At 32.2% G+C, this 16,516-nt stretch carries 14 protein-coding genes; 7 read left to right on the top strand and 7 right to left on the bottom strand.

The window, feature by feature from the left end; genetic code table 11:
- Window positions 1-51 precede the first annotated feature (51 nt).
- Window positions 52-1,035, top strand: coding sequence for a YeiH family protein (locus tag B7R67_RS20720; protein WP_088072890.1), 984 nt, complete (start codon window positions 52-54; stop codon window positions 1,033-1,035).
- Window positions 1,036-1,118: 83 nt separating this feature from the next.
- On the top strand, window positions 1,119-1,787 hold the full coding sequence (locus tag B7R67_RS20715) for a uracil-DNA glycosylase (protein WP_088072889.1): 669 nt from the start codon (window positions 1,119-1,121) through the stop codon (window positions 1,785-1,787).
- Between the two features lie 607 nt (window positions 1,788-2,394).
- On the opposite strand, the gene B7R67_RS20710 is transcribed toward B7R67_RS20715, so the two are convergent.
- The 3 genes from B7R67_RS20710 to B7R67_RS20700 form a co-directional block, all read right to left on the bottom strand.
- Complete coding sequence (locus tag B7R67_RS20710) at window positions 2,395-3,561, bottom strand: CapA family protein (RefSeq protein ID WP_235822236.1); 1,167 nt, start codon at window positions 3,559-3,561, stop codon at window positions 2,395-2,397.
- 204 nt (window positions 3,562-3,765) lie between these two features.
- Complete coding sequence (locus tag B7R67_RS20705; protein ID WP_088072888.1) at window positions 3,766-5,466, bottom strand: methyl-accepting chemotaxis protein; 1,701 nt, start codon at window positions 5,464-5,466, stop codon at window positions 3,766-3,768.
- 341 nt (window positions 5,467-5,807) lie between these two features.
- Window positions 5,808-6,209 (bottom strand): hypothetical protein, encoded by a 402-nt coding sequence (locus tag B7R67_RS20700; RefSeq protein WP_088072887.1) that lies wholly within the window; start codon window positions 6,207-6,209, stop codon window positions 5,808-5,810.
- Window positions 6,210-6,645: 436 nt separating this feature from the next.
- On the opposite strand from B7R67_RS20700, the gene B7R67_RS20695 reads away from it, so the two are divergent.
- From B7R67_RS20695 to B7R67_RS20685, 3 genes are read left to right on the top strand one after another with little or no spacing between them, the layout of a single operon-like run.
- Entirely contained in the window at window positions 6,646-7,596 is a 951-nt protein-coding gene (locus B7R67_RS20695) for an AAA family ATPase (RefSeq protein WP_208615679.1), read from the top strand.
- Entirely contained in the window at window positions 7,597-8,793 is a 1,197-nt protein-coding gene (locus B7R67_RS20690) for a DUF58 domain-containing protein (RefSeq protein ID WP_088072886.1), read from the top strand.
- Window positions 8,794-8,814: 21 nt separating this feature from the next.
- A complete protein-coding gene (locus B7R67_RS20685) occupies window positions 8,815-9,996 on the top strand; it encodes a hypothetical protein (protein WP_088072885.1) in 1,182 nt (393 codons plus the stop codon).
- Between the two features lie 72 nt (window positions 9,997-10,068).
- On the opposite strand, the gene menC is transcribed toward B7R67_RS20685, so the two are convergent.
- Genes menC through B7R67_RS20665 form a run of 4 tightly spaced genes read right to left on the bottom strand, consistent with a single transcriptional unit; the run spans window position 10,069 to window position 14,094 of the window.
- Window positions 10,069-11,181: an o-succinylbenzoate synthase gene (gene menC / locus B7R67_RS20680; RefSeq protein ID WP_088072884.1), complete on the bottom strand. Its 1,113-nt coding sequence runs from the start codon at window positions 11,179-11,181 to the stop codon at window positions 10,069-10,071.
- 38 nt (window positions 11,182-11,219) lie between these two features.
- Window positions 11,220-12,059, bottom strand: a complete 840-nt coding sequence (locus B7R67_RS20675; protein WP_235822234.1) for a GNAT family N-acetyltransferase — start codon at window positions 12,057-12,059, stop codon at window positions 11,220-11,222.
- Window positions 12,060-12,083: 24 nt separating this feature from the next.
- The gene (locus B7R67_RS20670) at window positions 12,084-13,214 is read right to left on the bottom strand and encodes an amidohydrolase (RefSeq protein WP_088072883.1); all 1,131 of its coding nucleotides are present in this window, start codon (window positions 13,212-13,214) and stop codon (window positions 12,084-12,086) included.
- A gap of 25 nt (window positions 13,215-13,239) precedes the next feature.
- Window positions 13,240-14,094 (bottom strand): MurR/RpiR family transcriptional regulator, encoded by an 855-nt coding sequence (locus B7R67_RS20665; RefSeq protein ID WP_088072882.1) that lies wholly within the window; start codon window positions 14,092-14,094, stop codon window positions 13,240-13,242.
- Between the two features lie 365 nt (window positions 14,095-14,459).
- On the opposite strand from B7R67_RS20665, the gene B7R67_RS20660 reads away from it, so the two are divergent.
- Together B7R67_RS20660 and B7R67_RS20655 are read left to right on the top strand one after the other, a co-directional pair.
- Complete coding sequence (locus B7R67_RS20660) at window positions 14,460-15,569, top strand: glycosyltransferase family 4 protein (protein WP_088072881.1); 1,110 nt, start codon at window positions 14,460-14,462, stop codon at window positions 15,567-15,569.
- Entirely contained in the window at window positions 15,562-16,344 is a 783-nt protein-coding gene (locus B7R67_RS20655; RefSeq protein WP_088072880.1) for a HipA family kinase, read from the top strand. Before B7R67_RS20660 ends, B7R67_RS20655 begins: the two co-directional genes overlap by 8 nt.
- Window positions 16,345-16,516: the final 172 nt, after the last annotated feature.

Genomic DNA, 16,516 nt, shown 5'->3' with positions numbered 1-16,516 from the left:
CATAATAAGTAAGGATTTATATAAAATTTTACTGGAAACTTGGAGAAAGAAATGAAGACTATATTTAACGTTTTTCCAGGGTTAGTTTTTTGCCTTGTTATCGCACTTATTAGTCAAACGCTCTCAATTTACTTACCATTTGGAGCAGCTACTTTTTCAATATTAATTGGCCTTTTTATTGGGAATTCTTTTCGAATAAAGTCTAATTTCGAGGGCGGTAGGAAGTTTGCAGAGAGCAAATTATTAGAGGTCTCTATTTTTTTATTAGGATCAACAATAAGTGCTCAAATGATTAGTTTATTGGGGTTAAAAGGTGTTTTCTTAATCGTAATGCAAATGTGCCTAGTTATCATTTTTACGATTTGGTTAGGTGAAAAATTAGGATTTGGAGTGAATTTTAGCTATTTAATGGCAAGTGGAAATGCAGTTTGTGGATCATCAGCAATTGGTGCTACAGCCCCTGCTATACATGCGACTGGGGAAGAAAAGGGATTGGCCGTGACACTAGTAAACATGATGGGAACAGTATTGATGTTTGTTTTACCTGTGATTGCTTCCGTTATCTATCACTCGGAAACACTACCAACTTCAGCTTTAATAGGAAGTACATTACAATCTGTTGGACAAGTTGTTGCAAGTGGTAGCTTAGTTAATGATGAAGTAAAAAATTATGCTACTTTATTTAAATTAATACGAGTTATTTTTCTAGTCGTGGTTGTCTTCTGTTTATCTAATATAAAAAAAAGAAATGTAGCCGAGTATTCGAATGAGAAAGTTAAAATCCAATTTCCTTGGTATATAATTGGGTTTTTAATTCTTTGTGGCTTAAATAGTATTGGTAGTATCCCAAGTTGGGCTTCGAATTTATCCAATAACACTAGTCATTTATTAGAAATAATTGCACTAGCGGCCATAGGATTAAATGTAAATCTAAAAATGATCATTAAACAAGGTCGTTCACTTTCACTTTATGCCTTAAGTATCGTAGGTTTTCAAATAATCATTGCGATCGTATTTATTCAAATATTTTATTAACCGTGATTAGATAAAAGTTTTCAGATAACGACAAGATACAACAAATATTTCTCGGGAAATTCGTCAGAAAAGGTGGTATTTCATTGTTGCAATTATCGTCAGAGTGGAAAGAAAGATTAAAACTAGAATTCGAAAAACCTTATTTTAATGAATTACTACAATTTCTTCAAAAGGAATACAGTGAACGAAGTATATTCCCTGCGAAAGAACATATTTTCCAAGCATTGAATGAATGTTCATATGAAGACTGTAAAGTAGTTATACTTGGGCAAGATCCGTACCACCAGCCAGGGCAAGCTCATGGATTAAGTTTTTCTGTATTACCTGGGGTGAAAATACCGCCTTCTTTAAGAAACATCTATAAAGAATTAAAGAGTGATTTGGGTATCGAAATTCCTACGAGCGGCTATTTAATCGATTGGGCAAAACAAGGTATTTTATTATTAAATACAGTTTTAACTGTTCGTGAAGGAGAAGCAAACTCTCATAAAAATAAAGGTTGGGAAGTATTTACAAACACTGTATTATCTGAGTTAAATAAGCATGACCGCCCAATTATTTTTGTATTATGGGGTAAGCATGCACAGGCAAAAGAAGAATTGATTACTGGAAATCATCATGTCATACTAAAGGCCCATCACCCAAGTCCATTATCTGCTAGTAGAGGATTTTTTGGTAGTAAACCATTTTCACAAATTAATCAAAAACTAGAAGGGCTTCAAATGACGCCAATAGATTGGACTGTAAAATAGAAATAGGGTTATAAAGAGAAAAATACTGACTTCTATAAACTACTAAAAAGAAGGGATATCTTATAGATATCCCTTCTTTTCACGCTGTTGAAAAATAATCTTGTCAAATAATGACCAAATTTTTGTAAAGGAAGTTGAGTGATGTTCATTTCCACTACAGGATTCTCGCTTTCCATGGGGCGAAACCTGAGCCTCCTCGGCAAGCCTGCGGGGTCTTTAGCCTTTCCGCATTTCCCATAGGAGTCGAGCATCCTTTCGTTCCAATTAACTTATCCTTCAAAAAAAGTATTCATTAAAAACGATTTAAATTAAATCAGTTTAACGACAAATTCAAAAAAAGCATTGTCTTATAAGATTTGAATTCATTTTTCTAAAAATTAGTATTTAATAGTTTAAACTTATAAAAAAGATGATCTAAGTAATGATTTGAGTTTGACGGAGTTATAAATATTGCTAAAATTATTAACATTTATATTCTTTAATAGAATATCAAAAAATACTAACTTATCATCAAAAAAGTTCACTTTATGACCTTTTTTATATTGACTGTTATATATTTCAACACTCAGAAAAAAACTTGTTTGTTTAAACAAGTTTTTAAAGAAAATCATTTAACTTCTTGTAGATTGCTTAAATCTTTTATATATGACCTCATGTGGGTCATTATTTCATTATATCGCTCTTGGCCATTTTTTAAATTGACATGATTTATATTTTGTAATGACATAATTTTAAAATTGCGATTATCTTTATAATAATTGTAAGTTGGAAAAAAGCGAGGATTCGTTAACTCTATTTTTTCTTCATGGTCCATTTTTGTTTTTATAACGTCAATTGTAGCCAAACCTCCAATTAACTCATAGATTTCATCTTGAGCTGATAAAAAATTTCCTAATGAGTAAAAAACGATTGATTGATTTCCTGTTATTCCGGTTATCCAAGCCGGTGGTTGTAAAACATGCGGATGATTTCCAATAATGATTTGAACCCCCAAATCAGCCAATTGTTTGGCAAGATTCATTTGGGTTTTATTCGGAAATCGTTCATATTCAGTACCCCAATGCATTGCTACCACGACAACATCAGATATCCCTTTAGCTTTTTCAACATCTCTCCGTATTTTTGTGAGGTCGATCATGTTTACTAAATATTCTTTTCCTTTTGGAACGGGAATTCCATTTGTACCAAAAGTATAAGCAAGAAACGAAAATCGAATATTATTTTTATTCAGTACTCTGATTTGATCATGATCTGCTATCGATTTAAACGCACCTGTATAGGGCATATGAATTGAGTCCCAATGGGATAAAGCACTTTGTATTATTTTTTCACCCCGATCAAGAGCATGATTGTTTGCTAGCGTTACAAAATCTACTCCAGCCCCTTTTAATGCATCTCCAACTTCATACGGACTATTAAAGGTAGGGTAAGTAGATAATCCATACACCTTACCACCAATCATCGTTTCTTGATTAGCGACAAGAATATCGGGCATTTCCATCGTTTTCCTAACTTCATCAAACATTTTATTAAAATTATAAGCACCATTTGGTAGCCTAGCATCCTCATAAACTTCATTATGTATTAAAATATCTCCAACAGCTCCTACAGTAACTTTCGATACAATCGGATTTGTTTTTTCAGGAGGTAAATTTTGTTCTTTAACCTGTTTAGGTTTATTTTCTTTTAATTTAACTTCTTTATGATTATTTTTTGTACAGGCACTCATTAAAGCTAATAAACAGATTAGTAATACAATCAATATTTTTCGCACATTTTTTCTCCCAAAATAATCGATATATCATTAATATATAAAATTAATCTATCATTATGCAAAGTTAAGTAGATTTAAGGAAATTGCAGAACTTGTATTAAAAACTCAAAATAAAGAAAACTCGCCATTTTATACTTTTTTACTGTATAACAAAACCACCCTAAATCGGGTGGCTTCATATTTACTATTATTTGGTCTATTCTTTTAAACCCTAAAGTTTTTGACCGTATCTTGTAACTCTTCTGCCATTTTACTTAATATATCAGCAGATGCTGACATTTCCTGCATAGATGAATTCTGTTGCTCTGCAGCTGCCGCTACGCCTTGTGATTGGCTTGAAGCATCCGAAGATATTTCTGATGTCAATTCAACAATTTGAATAATGTTTTGTGAGCTTGCATTAATCTCTTCAAATATCGCAGACACTTCTTGAGTTTGAGCTGAAACTTCTTCTATCATTTTTACGATTTGATTAAAGTTTTCACCAGACTCACTTACTAAATCTATTCCGTTCTTAATTTCTGTAGAACCTTCATCGATTGAAACAATAACTTTTTTCACCTCTGATTGAATAACCCCTACTAATTGAGAGATTTGTTTTGCAGCTGTTCTAGACTGTTCAGCTAATTTTTTAACCTCATCTGCAACTACTGCAAAACCTTTACCTTGTTCACCTGCACGGGCAGCTTCAATTGCCGCATTTAATGCTAACAGATTTGTTTGTTCAGAAATCTCAGTTATGATCGTAACGATTTTACCGATTTCATCGGATTTGTCACCTAAAGAGTTTACGATTGAAGAAGTATTAACTACAGTGTTATGAATCATATTCATTTGGTTTACTGTTTTTTCTAATACTTTATTTCCATTAATTGCTTTTTCTGACGTTGATAGTGAATTTTCGGCAACAGTTTGAATTGAAACAGCCGCTTGATCCATTCCTGTTGAAATTTCTTTTACAACATTGAAAGCTTCGTGACTACTTTTTTCTTGTTTTTCAGCACCCTCAGCAATATTAACAATTGAGCTTGTAATTTGCTCTGAAGCTCTGCTCGTTTCCTCTGCACTTGCAGATAATTCCTCTGAAGTTGCAGCAACTAATTGAGAGTTATTGATTACATTTTCTATTAACTCTTTTAAATTAGCAGCCATACTATTAAAATTATTAGCTAATTCTCCAATTTCATCTTTATTTTTAATCATAATTGGATCTAATGCTAAATTGCCATTTGCAACTTCTTTTACTTGAGCTGATAATCTTGTAAGCGGTTTTCGAATAAATCGGATTAATACCCAAGCAATAATTACTGTTAATAAAACTGCAGCAACTACGCTTATGATTGTCATATAGAAAACATTTAAAAATTCTTTATTACTACTATCTTTTAATTTAGCAGCTTCTTGTTTATGCATTTTAATTAATGCTTCTAAATCTGTGTGCATTTTATCAAATAACGCTGTTCCACTAAATGTTGAGAAAAGAGCGTTTTTAGTTTCTAATTTATTACTATACTCGAGGATTTCAGTATTTTTATTTACATAATCCTGCCATTCTCTATGTAAACTATTATATAGTTTTAGTTCTTTTTTTGTTTTTAATAATTTTTTATAGTTAACGAATGCTTTATCGATTAATTGATACTGTCCTTCTAGTATTAATTGATATTGTTTTTTATAGGATGGATCTTCATTTAAAATATGCTTTTGAGTCGTACTAAAAATATGTTCCGCAATGTAGTTAATTTCCCCAATCGCTTCAACCTTTGGTAATACCTCATTACTTATTTGTTTAGTGTTATTGTTTAATCTATTACTACTAGATATTGAAAAAACACTTAAAAAAACGATTATTAACATGATAACTAAAAAAGATAATGTTAATTTCCGACCGATTGACCAGTTCATCTATATTCCCCCCACTTATAAAAAACCCCATGTGTATTTACTAAAATTTTATCGGCAAATTTTCTAAATATTTAAGATGTAATTTTAGAATAGTATTTAACTGTTAATTTAGAATTTTTAAAACCTTTTAATTAATGGAAGAAATAACCAAAACTCAATAAAAAAAGCAGAAACAAAGAGAAGGAAAAAGAGATTAAAAGACTTCAGAGAATTTTATTGATATTATATAAGATTTCCTGACCTATTCTTTCTACTACTTTCACTGTCTTACCTGACTTACCTTTTCTTAAATGCAAAAAAACAGAGTTATAATAAACTCTGTTTGCAAAATTGTATATTATTTAATCATGGTTTTTGAGATACGTTACTGTATTCTTGACTGAATGTGAATCTTCTAGTTTGACCGTTTCAAAATCTTTTACTAATTTTCCTTTGCAATTTGAACATACGGAGACTCCATCTGTTAAATTTTCACCGCATTTCGGACATGGCAGTCCAATGTTCGGAAAATGACGTTGTAAAATCTTCCCCTGCTTTACCCATTCATAAATCCATTCCTCATTTACAAGCGTAGCATTCAGAACTTGTACAATCGTCGCTGTACGATTTTCCCTTTTTCTTAAGTAATCTAAAACGATTTCTAGCCATGCATTATCTACTTTTTGACATTTTGGACATAATTTACTCTTACCGTTTTGAACAGTTAAGCTAAAACACCTTGCGCAATTTATAGGATTATTCATATACTTCTCCCCACTATATAATTCAATATTTTTAGTGCTCAGTTCATCATCATTGTTGATTTTATGAGTTTCTATCTATTTTTTTGGTGGCAATAACCGACGCCTGCCACTATTATTGCTAGCCAATAATAATGATCGAAATGGATTCACCTACTGAAATTTACAATTATGAGAATCTAGTTGAATAATTTTTATAGAAAAATTTTTGCAGTTGGATTAATTATCCATTTTTTAAAAGTCAATTAAAAATTTTACCTTGTTTAGTAAAAAATATCAAACAATTTTATTTTTTTACTAACATAATTTATCAAAAATTAAGAATTGTTGGACTTAACTCGTAAATAACCATTACAATAAAATTACACTCATTATATATTGAAATTTCAGACATTGAGGCGATCAGGATTAGAGTAATAAAATTCAAAGGAGAGTAAATATGAATATATCAGAAAAACTATTCCAGCTTAAACGAGAAATAGGTCATGTAATAATCGGTAAAGATGATGTTGTTGAAATGATTTTCATCGCTCTTATTAATAATGGACACATCTTATTGGAAAGTGTTCCTGGTACGGGAAAAACACAATTAGCAAAAAGTTTTGCGAAAACAATGAATGGTTCGTTTAAGAGAATTCAATTTACACCTGACTTGTTACCAAGTGATGTAACTGGAATCCAATTTTTCCATCCAAAAGAACAAGATTTTCAACTTCGAATCGGACCAGTCATGACGAATATTTTATTAGCTGATGAAATCAACCGTGCCACACCAAGAACTCAGGCTAGTTTACTCGAAGTAATGGAAGAACGACAAGTAACGATTGATGGAGAAACGATTTCACTACCTAACCCTTTTATCGTTATCGCTACCCAAAATCCAATTGAATCGCAGCAAGGAACTTTTGCGTTACCTGAAGCCCAAATGGATCGATTCTTTATGCAAATACAACTGGATTATCCAACATTTGAAGAAGAAAAAAGAATCATGAGATCCTATCGCACAAATCTACCATACTCTAATTTAAAGAATGTATTATCATTGGAAGAAATTACTGAAATGAAAGAACAAGTTAAAAACGTTGAAATTTCAGATGAGGTTGAAGACTATCTTTTAAATATCATTCATTTAACCCGAAATCATGAGGATATACAAATGGGAATTAGCCCACGAGGAACACTTGCACTTATGAGAGCAACACAAGGAAAGGCTTTTATTAATGATCGAAAATATGTCACTCCTCAAGATGTTAAAGATGTTGCAGTATTCATACTATCACATCGATTAGTATTAACACTTGAAGCATCACTGAAAAAAAATTCAAAACAAATTATTGAGTCGATTTTGAATCAAGTTGAAGTTCCCGTAGAAGCTGGAGCGGGTCTATAAATGATTTGGACAAAAGAAATACACGGGAAAAACTCACTTGATATACTTGTCATCATTGGGATCATTTTTCTAGTTATAAACTTTTATGTATCTTCCTATTTGTTAATGTTTTTGGGTGCATTTTTACTAATCATTTGTGGAATGAGTAGATACTATTTAAAGCGTATTGGTGATCATCTAGTATTAGACAATGATAAAACTCCAATCCGTGTTTCAGTTGGAGAACAATTCATTTTGCCGATAAAAATCTCACAGTATAATTGGTTACCGATTATTAATGCGAATATTCGAATAAAATTAGATCCGATTATTGAGGGAAAACAATTTAAGTCATTGCGTAATGATTCAAGCTTAGAATTCATCATCCCAGTTCAGTTGAAAGGAAATGAAACAATCCAACTGTCACTTCCCCTTTTAGCATCGAAAAGGGGTGTCACTAGAGTAAAAGAATTTGAGTTGAACATTTCTAATTTCTTTGGCTTAGGATATGTAAGATTGAGTTATAAACCCATCTTACAAAAAGAAATCATCATTTACCCTAATTTAATTCCGGTCCCTCAAATCGAACAGTTAATTTCTACTAATTCATATGGTAGTTTCGTTAATACAACTAGTATATTCGAAGACTTTCTAGCTCCGATTGGAACGAGAGACTATGTTTATTCCGATCCATTTCATCGAATTCACTGGAAAGCGAGTGCGAAGACTCAAGTACTTCAAACAAAAATATATGAACGAACTGCTGATTATTCTTGGACATTTATTATTAATCTACAAGATACACGCCATTCAAATTATCAAATGAGCGTAATTGAAAATATTGAATCAATTGCAAGTAATTTAGCTTTTATTGTTAAATATGCAGCAGAACATAATATTAACTATGAAATATTTCTGAATTTAAATATGGAAAATGGCGTTCCAGTCTATCATTTACCTATCGGTGGAGGGAAATCACAATTAAGTAAAACTTATGATATTCTCGCCCGTTTAAACCGTGAAAGAATGACTCAGCCAATTAATAAATTATTATATTTTGTAGAAAAACAACAACGAAAATCTCCTGTTGTAATTTTGTGTGGACCATACGGAAAACATGGTGATCGATATATTGCTCAAATGCAAAAACGCGGTCAAAGAATCTATTATCTACTTGATGATATAGAAAGTCCAAAGCTTGTTCCACTTTCGACATAATTTAATTGAAAGGATCATGATATGATTTTACGACTACTGCCAAACTATTTCTTTTCATTGGAATGCCTGTATTTATATTTAATCCTTCTATTAATTTATGAACCTACAAATCATCTTCCGTCAACATTGGCTATTATTTGCGTAATGATGATTGGCAATCTTTTTTTATATTTCTCTCTACAAAAGCAACAAATTTCTAGGGCGATTCCGTTCTTTGCTGCCATTATTTGTGGATTAGTTGGGTTTACACTTGGGCTAAGCTCATTTTCATCTATTTTATGTGGGAGTTTTATTTTTTTTCGAATTGAAGCTTTTCTTAAGGACTCTTCTTTATGGTTAGAAGAACGAAATAATTTACCAATTCTATTTTACTGTAGTAGTTTTCTACTTTTTTTTGTTGGATGGACCTCTCATTTTTTAAATATGAATTTGGTTTACGGTTTATTAATCATTTTTACAGTCTTGTATAGTTTAGGGAGATTTTTACAGCAAGCTGTCAATCTTCATTCGATTAATAATATAAAAGGCATAATTGGGACAATATCAATCGCTGTTATATTGACTGGTATCATTACATTAATTTTACCTTCTATTAAATGGGTATGTTTTAAGTTACTAAATGGTATGATTAACATAGTCGGATTTTTAGGTACACCTTTATTTAATTCGATTGATCGCATAGAGCTTAAACCAAAGCAGCTTGGTCCTAAAGATGCTTCAAATGCTAAAAATGAGATGAATCAATATGCTCCAAATAAACATTTTATTTTAGACTCTATTCCTTCTTGGGCTTGGGTTTTATTACTAATCATTGCTTTAATCATTGTTTGGCTTATCATAAGAAAACTTACAGGATTTAAAATTGAAAAACAGACTAACCAACAAAAAATAGAGACTGAGATTTCTTCGATTCCTAAGACTTTAATAAGAAAAAAACGTTTCTTTAATCAAAAAGCTCCGTCGGAACAAATTAGAAAACTCATTTTTCAACTTCAAAAATACGCATTAAAAAATAGGATGGGCAGACTACCAAACGAAACTTTAAAAGAATGGCTGCACCGAATTCAATTTACAAATGCAGATGAGTTAGTTAATGCATACGATTCTGTGAGATATGGAAATAATGAATTAAAAGAAATTGAAATGTACGAAGAGCAAGTAAGGAAGTTTAAGGAAAAGAATAATCGTAAGATCAAGGAATAAGGATTTAAGGAATAAGAAAAAAACACAAACTATCATATTGGTTTGTGTTTTTTCATTTTCAATTCAATTCTCTCAGTTCTTATATACCTTGCTCCAATTTGTATATTTTTCAATATTTTTCATGTGGGGCTCGTATCCAATTCCTGGTTTATCTGGTACTGTGATCATACCATTTTCGACAATTACTTCCGGTTCTATGATGTCCTCTGCCCAGTATAATGATGATGCTGCAGTATCTCCAGGTAAGATGAAGTTTGGTAGCGATGTAATGGCAATATTGTGTGCTCTACCAATACCTGATTCTAGCATTCCTCCACACCATAATGGAATTCCTTCTTCTTGGCATAAATCATGTATTTTTTTCGACTGTGTAATTCCACCTACACGACCTATTTTAATATTAATAATTTTACAGCTTCCTAGTTTTAACGCTTTTCTAGCGTCCTCTAATGAGTGAATACTTTCATCTAAACAAATTGGTGTATTCATTCGCGCCTGTAGATCTGCGTGATCAATAATATCGTTGTATGCAAGGGGTTGTTCGATCATCATTAAATTATAGTCATCTAATGCGATTAATTGATCCATATCAGATAATGTATAAGCTGAATTTGCATCTGCCATTAATGGGATATTCGGATATACTTTTCGTACTTTATCAATTAATTCAAGATCCCAACCTGGCTTAATTTTCAATTTGAATCGCTTGTAACCTTCTGCAAGACGGTTTTCAATAATATTAATTGTTGAGTCAATTGAATCCTGAATACCAATACTTACACCTACTTCAATTTCCTTCTTAGTTCCACCAATTGCATTTGAAAGCGACTTATTTTCTTGTTTAGCATAGATATCCCAAATAGCGCCTTCTATTGCAGATTTAGCCATGTAATTTCCTTTAATATGAGAAAAAAGCTTTTCAGAAAGTTCGTCTGGATGATGAATTTCGTTATTTAATACAATTGGAATTAAATAATCTTCAAGAATATGCCAATTCGTTTTAACTGTCTCTTCATTATATAATGGATCAATCATGGCAACAGATTCTGCCCAGCCTGAAATGCCATCATCACTAATTGCTTCAACTAAAATAAAATCTCGGTCGTATTCAGTTCCAAAGCTAGTTGTAAATGGGTGTAATAAATCCAGTTTCATATGTCGTAAAATAACTTGTTTTATTTTCATTTTCTAACTCCCCTTTATCTTTTAGACAATCGAATGTGCTATTTTTTTAGTACATAAAAATGGACTGGTAAATCAGATTGCTTGTTTTTAAGAAATCCATTAACCTGCCATCCACTTTGAAATAACTTTTTGAAAATTTCTCTAGTAGACATTCGCCATTCTCTTGCTACATCGATGTTCACTTCTCTTATTGTTCGAAAGTCTTTTGGAACTGCTACATACGTAAATTCATTCTTTAAAATTGAATTTTTAATGATTGGAATAGGTAAACCTTCGTTATTTTCTTCCCAACCTATTAGTGAACGATTAATGGCCTCACTTAATTCAATTTCTTCAAATGGGTTATGCTCTTTTTCTTTGGCAATATGCCATTCAACTAGGAAACGATCAGATGGAATTCCACTATTTAATAAATCTTCCATTTCTCCATAGCAGTTTTCGATATACGTACTACATACTCCCCCTAGTTTAGAAATATTTAAGTACCCATTTGCAGTTTCTAATGGATCATATGTCCAAGTTATTAGATCATATCCAAGTTTAAGTGCTTCTTCTTGTTGTGCAATTTTAAGCAATTTGCCAACACCTTTATTACGATACTCTTGATCGATTCCTAGCATATGTGAACAAAGATAAATAGATTGTCCATCAAATCCAGGAAAACTATATTGAAAACCAATCATTTTCCCTTCAAAATACGCTCCTAATACTAAACCACCATTCTTTGCAGCAGTAATTGTTTGATGCGTTGGAATCGAGTCCTCCATCCCCCATATTTTTGATTCTAGTAATCGAACCTCATCCATTTCTTCGATTGAATGGAGAGAACGGATTGTAATTCCATTTGTAACATCACTATGATTCATTTTGTTTAGCATTTTTCCACCTCACATTGATATCATTTATTCTTCAGATGCAATTAAAACTGTTTGAGTTAAAATTTTCGTACCATATTGTAGTGCTTCCAAATTGAATTTCATATGAGGATGATGTAACCCCGGTGTTAGCCCGCATCCTAATCCAACCATAGTAGCCGAAATGTGAGGGTACTTGCTTGTATAAAAATGAAAATCCTCACCACCATTAGAAATACATATAGGTACCACATTTTCTCTACCAATAATGTCAGCAATAGCTGTTTCAGTCATTTTCATTGCGTGATCATTCAAAATAGCTGCTGGTACAAATTCTTCCATTGACCATGAAATTTTCGCTTTAGTTTCCATCATTGTTTCTTCAAAAATTTCTTTTGCATGATCATTTAACAGATTCATGACTTCATTTGTTTGTGCTCTTACATCAAGTGAAAATTTTACTGTTTCAGGAATTGTATTTGAAGCTTCATTCTCAGTTTGAAGTTGAGTCATTTTAATTGAGTATGGAACATCAGTTTTTAAATTTAAACGCTTTAACTTATAAACAATATCTGCAGCTACTTCAATTGCATTGATCCCCTCTTTTGGCCTTGATGCGTGAGCTTGAACACCTCTGATCACTCCTTTAATTGTTTCAGCTGATCCATGAATGATAACAGGGGAAGCTTTTTGAAACGGTACTTCTATTACAGGTCTTAAGTGTACTCCAAATAATAAAATAACATCTTCTAATGCGCCATCTTCCATCATTTGTAGTGCACCTTCACCTTTTTCTTCAGCAGGTTGAAAGATAAAACGAATCGTATGTTTTGGTTTTATACCACTTTCTGCAATTGCCAATGCTGCATATAAAACCATCGTGCTATGAGCATCATGACCACAAGAGTGATTTGCTTTTACGACTCCATCGACTTCTTGAACTAGTGCATCCATATCAGCTCTCAGTGCTACTACAGTCTTCTCTATCCCTTCTATTTCAGCAATAAATCCATGATGCATTGGGAAAGTTTTTACAGCTAATCCAGCTAAAAGCAGACGTTTTTTTAAATAGGTAGCCGTTTTTTCTTCATGCCAGCTCGGTTCTGCTAGTGAATGTAAATCTTGATAAGTTTTTAAAATGTTATCCTTATTTTGATCTAGATAAATATGTGGATTCATATCATGGGCTCCTAACAATTATTTTCTACTCAATAAACACTTCGTAAGTTGAATAAATTTTTTCTAATTTTTGTTGATAGATTTGAATTCGTTTTTGATCTTTTTCAAACATACCGGCAATGACTAAATTTAGTAAACTAATTACGGATGCAATGGAATTTGAACCACTTTCTACATTTTCTTCTGTTGTTAGAACAATATCCGCAATCCTTCCAATCGGTGATAGTAATCTGTCAGTAACTGAAATTAAACGTACATCATTATCTTTCGTACATTCAGCAATAGTTAGTGTTTCTTTGGCATATCGCGGAAAAGAAAATGCCACAACAACAGATTTATCTGTTAAATTACAAAATTTTTCATAAAAATCTCCTGTCAAAGAACAGTTCACTACATTTCCTCTAATCGAACTTAATGTATTTGCAAACCAAGAAGCTGCTATTTGGGATACTCGATGTCCGACGATTAATACTTGATCAGCTTGCATTAACGCTTCGACGGCTTTTGCTATTTCCTTGATATTTGATGGTTCTAATAAGTTTCTTAAAATATTGACTTCATTTTCAATGATCTTTGAAAAAGTGCTATTTTCGTCTGCGCTAGTCATTTCTTTTTTCTCATTTAAATAATCTAATTTGTTTAAATGAAGAATTTGATTTTGCACACTTAACAGCATATCGCTAAAGCCTTCATATCCTAGTGCATATGAAAGTCGTATGACTGTTGTTTCACTTACTTCAGCTTTTTTTCCAATTTGATATGCTGTTTTAAATGCACATTCTTCTAGATGTTCAACCATATATGTAGCTACTTTTTTTTGACCTGGTGAAAGCTGTGAGAACTTTTCTTTTATTAGTAATGTAAAATTTAATCGATCCATCGTTAGGTCCTTTCAGTTATGAAGTTTTCCCTTCACTTCATAATAATATCGAAGTAAATACTTCTTATTCATTACATTATCATATCTACACGCTCATTGGTAGTAAATTTTACAGCCTAAATCCATGAGAAATAAGTTCTGTTACTTTGATGACAGAAGTAGATGAATTCTATAATGACAGATCGAATATAAATTTTGCTTTATTAGTTACTTGCACATACAATTTACCCCATTTTGAATTAACTAAAATAGGACTACTATTCAAAACTTTTGATCAGGTTAAACGGCAGAAAATAGTATACAGTAAAGTCTTAAATAAAATGACAAAGCGATTATTTGTATACTAATACTAAGGAGGGGAAAATTTGAAAGTTCTCGTAATTTGGCGTCTCTTAACAGTTGGAGGAGTAAATGCCGGCTGGAGGAATCGTTCAATTTATTTTAAAAAATTTGGTATTCAAACTGAGTTTCTATATACAACCGATCATGGCGGATTACACATAATGGAAGATGTTGCACCTGTCTATTTAACGAGGGACGAAAACGAAATAATTGGTATTATTAAAAATAATGCTTATGACACAATCATTGTAGTGGATACTGGAGCAGCGTATAAATGGCTAAGGAAAGCTAATTATAAAGGTCCAGTAATTGTAGAAGCTCGTACGCCCGAGCTAATAAAATTACAGCCTCATTTAAAAAAATTTAGAACCATTAATCCCCTTTCTATCATTGTCCCATCGAATTATCAAAAACGATTAGTTTCGATTTTGACGGATAATATCCCCATTAAAGTAATCTACAATGGTGTCGACACCACATTTTTCCATCCATTAACTTCAGAAGAAATAGCTTATTCAAATAATCCAATCCTTCCAAACGATAAAAAAATAGTTTGCTGGATTGGTAGAGTTGATAAAAGAAAAAACTGGCCAATGTTAGTAGAAGTTGCAAAATTAATAAAAAGTCAACGGTCAGATATTGAAATATGGTTAATTGGAGGAGCTCAAAGTGTGCAAAGAGAAGATTTTGCATTGAAATGGAAAGAAGAGGACCTGTCTGATATTATCAAATGGTTTCCTGTCATTCCATATCAACAGATGCCTCATGTTTATGCAAAAGTTCTTCAATCAGGGGGTTGTACTTTAGCTACAACAAAAGTAGAGTCATTCGGCAATACTTTCATTGAATCAATGGCTTGTGGTGTACCTGTAGTCGCATCCAATATTATGCCGATTTCTGAAATAGTCATCCAAGGCGAAACCGGTATGCTATTTAGAGGACATGATGTACAAGATGCTGTTAAAAACATTTATTCAATCGTTGATAATCAAAAACTTCATCAAAGACTCTCACAAAATGCAACAGAACACGTTGCACAAAATTTTGCAATTCATAAAGTGGCCGATATTTATCGAGAATATCTTCAAAAGATCGGCGAGAGTAATACAGGTGGAGTGATGCAAAATGATTGAACCAGTTTCTTATATAAAAAAACTTGAAGGTAAATCAAACGCACATTTAATTACTTTTAGTGACGGCAGAGATTATGTTGTTAAATATTTCCGCTCCGGATTCGAGAAAACTTTACCAAATGAATGGATTGCCTATTGCATTGCAAGGTTTCTAGATTTACCTGTACCCTACGCTCTGATCGTCCAAATTCCTGAGGAATTTTCAAAAGCAATTCCAGAAGTTGAACTTGATGAAATTAAAAATTCAAAATTCCAATTTGCTTCCTTATATGTACCTGAGACATTAAGCGGACACCAAGTTTCTTCTGTTTCATGTATCGTTAATCACGAAACGTTAGCAGGTATCATCTTATTTGACTATTGGCTTTGCAATGGAGATCGTACTAGAAAGAATATATTGCTATTAGAAGAAGAATTGAATAGATTTAAACTGTGGATTATTGACCATGCAGAAGCTTTTGGTTCCTACAGCTGGTTAGTTTCAGAATTAGAAACTTTGCCACAAAAAATAATGAAAAGCTCAACTCATCTATTCATGTCTCAATTTATTATGAGCGAAGAAGAGTTTAACGAACAATTGGAGATCATCCAAAGAATCCCAGTTCTCTTATTAGAAGAAATTGTAGAATTAATTCCTGACGATTGGTTAGTATCAAAAGAAGACAAAAAGGCAATTGTAGGTAGATTAGTGAATCGCAGAAAAAAAATCCTTCCCTATCTTAAACATAAATTCGTAAAATCTATTTACCGACCATTGCATCAAAAAAATGAATAGACATTTATTGAATTAAATAAAAAACGACTTTCAATTCTTTGAAAGTCGTTTTCTAGTTATTGAAAAATAATCTTGTAGCTAATTTCCAAATTTTCGTAAAGGAAGTTGAGTGATGTTAATTTCCACTACAGGTGCTCGCTTTCCATGGGGCGAAACCTGAGCCTCCTCGGCA

Origin of the sequence: Gottfriedia luciferensis, assembly GCF_002156865.1 — a bacterium.
Classification (GTDB): domain Bacteria; phylum Bacillota; class Bacilli; order Bacillales; family Bacillaceae_G; genus Gottfriedia; species Gottfriedia luciferensis.
The sequence above is the reverse complement of the archived record's forward strand: the minus strand, read 5'-3'. Positions and strand labels throughout refer to the sequence as shown.

Bases quoted from the DNA above. Each gene is read 5' to 3' on its own strand.
- B7R67_RS20720 (WP_088072890.1), top strand. From the start codon at position 52: ATGAAGACTATATTTAACGTTTTTCCAGGGTTAGTTTTTTGCCTTGTT.
- B7R67_RS20705 (WP_088072888.1), bottom strand. From the start codon at position 5,466: ATGAACTGGTCAATCGGTCGGAAATTAACATTATCTTTTTTAGTTATC.
- B7R67_RS20700 (WP_088072887.1), bottom strand. From the start codon at position 6,209: ATGAATAATCCTATAAATTGCGCAAGGTGTTTTAGCTTAACTGTTCAA.
- B7R67_RS20695 (WP_208615679.1), top strand. From the start codon at position 6,646: ATGAATATATCAGAAAAACTATTCCAGCTTAAACGAGAAATAGGTCAT.
- B7R67_RS20690 (WP_088072886.1), top strand. From the start codon at position 7,597: ATGATTTGGACAAAAGAAATACACGGGAAAAACTCACTTGATATACTT.
- B7R67_RS20685 (WP_088072885.1), top strand. From the start codon at position 8,815: ATGATTTTACGACTACTGCCAAACTATTTCTTTTCATTGGAATGCCTG.
- menC (WP_088072884.1), bottom strand. From the start codon at position 11,181: ATGAAAATAAAACAAGTTATTTTACGACATATGAAACTGGATTTATTA.
- B7R67_RS20675 (WP_235822234.1), bottom strand. From the start codon at position 12,059: ATGCTAAACAAAATGAATCATAGTGATGTTACAAATGGAATTACAATC.
- B7R67_RS20670 (WP_088072883.1), bottom strand. From the start codon at position 13,214: ATGAATCCACATATTTATCTAGATCAAAATAAGGATAACATTTTAAAA.
- B7R67_RS20665 (WP_088072882.1), bottom strand. From the start codon at position 14,094: ATGGATCGATTAAATTTTACATTACTAATAAAAGAAAAGTTCTCACAG.
- B7R67_RS20655 (WP_088072880.1), top strand. From the start codon at position 15,562: ATGATTGAACCAGTTTCTTATATAAAAAAACTTGAAGGTAAATCAAAC.